The sequence below is a fragment of the Streptococcus acidominimus genome (genome assembly GCF_001921825.1).
Lineage (GTDB): Bacteria > Bacillota > Bacilli > Lactobacillales > Streptococcaceae > Streptococcus > Streptococcus acidominimus.
This window is the reverse complement of sequence record NZ_MSJL01000094.1, coordinates 1-2196: the sequence shown is the minus strand read 5'-3', so window position 1 is coordinate 2196 and position 2196 is coordinate 1. Positions and strand designations below refer to the sequence as shown.

The following is a 2196-nucleotide window of genomic DNA, read 5'->3' as shown; positions in this document are numbered from 1 at the left end:
TTGCGTGGACGACCTCCTTGACGATGTTGACGTTGGTAAGCTACATTGAGACAGGTAAGCATTTCTTGAAAGGTCTCTTTTTGAACACCTATGAGAAGTTTGAAGTTCTCTGAACTGAGTTTTTGAGATTTTTCATACATTGTTTCCATACAAATAGTATATCACATTTGGTTACCGAACAAGTCTACTCCATTAACGTGATAACGGGTTCCGTAGCTACTCATAGCATCATACCAAGCAAATCGGATCGGATAGTCAAGGGATTTGGCATATTCTTTTGTGTAAAGCATGAACTGCCGCATTTGTTCCCCTTTCTCTCTTAGAGAGTTTCCGGTTGTTTCTTGGTTGATGAAGTAGCCATCAAAACCGTAGTATTTTGCCATTTTTGCCAATTGACGGGCGATTGGGAAAGTACCAGATTGAGGGCTGTCTTCCTTGATGAAGTCAAGTAGTTTTTCTTGATCTTCTTGACTGGATGACCAGTTGAAAAAGAGGGTTCCGTAGATAGGTACTCCGTTACGATGGGCAGCGTCAATCACGTCAGGAGAGGGAATAGGTCCATCCCAGAAAGTAATGGAATCAACATATTGCCAGTAGTCAAAAGCGTATGCCTTAAATTCGTCTCCACCTACGGAGGCATGATCGGCAGCTTTGGAGTTCATCAGTGAAACAGCATGGAGCTTGGCTTCTGGATTGGCGAGTGGATTGACGACACGAGATCCAGGCACCCGATTGGCGAGTGGCACAGTCGCACGGTTGGGGTCATGGTCTGGTTGATCTTCTTCTCGCCAATTTTCAATATCTGCATTCGATTCAAATTTAATTTCTTTTGGTCGAATACTTGGAGGAGCAGTGCTAGGACTATCTGGAGCGATATTAGTCTCTTCTGCATTTTGCGGTTGTTCTGGTGTTGTGATAGCAGGATCTGCTGACCGTTCACGAACCTCTGTCGCTGCTTCTGTCGGTAAATTATCGGAATTCTCCCCAGCAGAATTTGTCGGCTGTTCACTAGCCCCTGTCTCTTGATTTGCCGTGAGATTTTCGGAAGGCAGCTCTTGGGCGAGCACTTCCATAGTCGTTACTTGGTGGAGTGTCCAAATACTACCAGCAACAATCCCGAATTTTAACAGTTTTTTTAAGGTCATAAGCAAGACCCCTTTCTTGAAATGATGTTATGATATATATTGAGAATATCATGTAGCAGCGAAAATGTAAACGCATTCTTTTCTTCTGTGTGATTATGAGTAAAAACACTTTAATTAGTACAATCAATCCGCTCAAAAACAGTAGGAATTGATTCAGTGATAGACGATAGTGTAAGGATTTCCTTTCGATAAATAGGGAGGTAGTGAGATATAGTCATTTAGTTTATATTTTGATTACTTGGTTACCTCGTCTTGTATAATTGAACTCGGGCTACGAGCTGTGCAAAAAAGAGCGATAACTGTTTCAGCTTTAGCTGAGATGGTTCTTTAAGCAATTGGCTGAAAACCTCCACTGGAGCTTTTCACTCGTCAGATTTCCTAATTTGCCGTAGCTGTTGCAGGCTATGCCTGCTTTACAGATATGGTATTAACAGTCAGGGAAGTGACTGTTAATACATGAAGAAGTGCGCTTTGAGTTTTTAACGGGCTTTGTATCTTGAAATTGAACTCGGACTAAAAGCTCGGAAAAAAGAGACGCAACTGTTGCAACTTTAGTTGCTTACAGGTGTGGCTCCCTTTAGGGATAAACATTCCTAGCTCCAAAGGTATGGGATACCTTTGGAGGCGAGAAATAGAAGTTTGCGAAGCAAACTCTCTCTAATCTCTTCGTCATGTTTCCTAATTTTCGGTCGCTTTTTTGACGTCCTCGTATCTTAAGTTGTACTATTGAGAAAAGTTACACTTTTCTTATCTGTCACTTGTCTAGTTATCAACTAGACAACTACCTGCGACTTTTAACGAAAACTTCGTTTTCTTCATTTCCCATCTCAAACAGTCTCTCCCCAGACTGTTTTGACGAAAACTTCGTTTTCTTCATTTCCGACCTCAAACAGTCTCTCCCCAGACTGTTTTGACGAAAACTTTGTTTTCTTTATTTCCGACCTCAAACAGTCTCTCCCCAGACTGTTTTGACGAAAACTTTGTTTTCTTTATTTCCCATCTCAAACAGTCTCTCCCCAGACTGTTTTGACGAAAACTTTGTTTTCTTTAT

1 protein-coding gene and 1 pseudogene are annotated in these 2196 nt (G+C 41.5%); both read right to left on the bottom strand.

Annotation, left to right across the window (positions count from 1 at the left end):
• Positions 1 to 149 (bottom strand): annotated as a pseudogene (locus BU200_RS11345) (IS5/IS1182 family transposase); the annotation flags it as partial.
• Between the two features lie 12 nt (positions 150 to 161).
• The gene (locus BU200_RS10865) at positions 162 to 1145 is read right to left on the bottom strand and encodes an endo-beta-N-acetylglucosaminidase (RefSeq protein WP_089503581.1); all 984 of its coding nucleotides are present in this window, start codon (positions 1143 to 1145) and stop codon (positions 162 to 164) included.
• Between the last annotated feature and the right edge of the window lie 1051 nt (positions 1146 to 2196).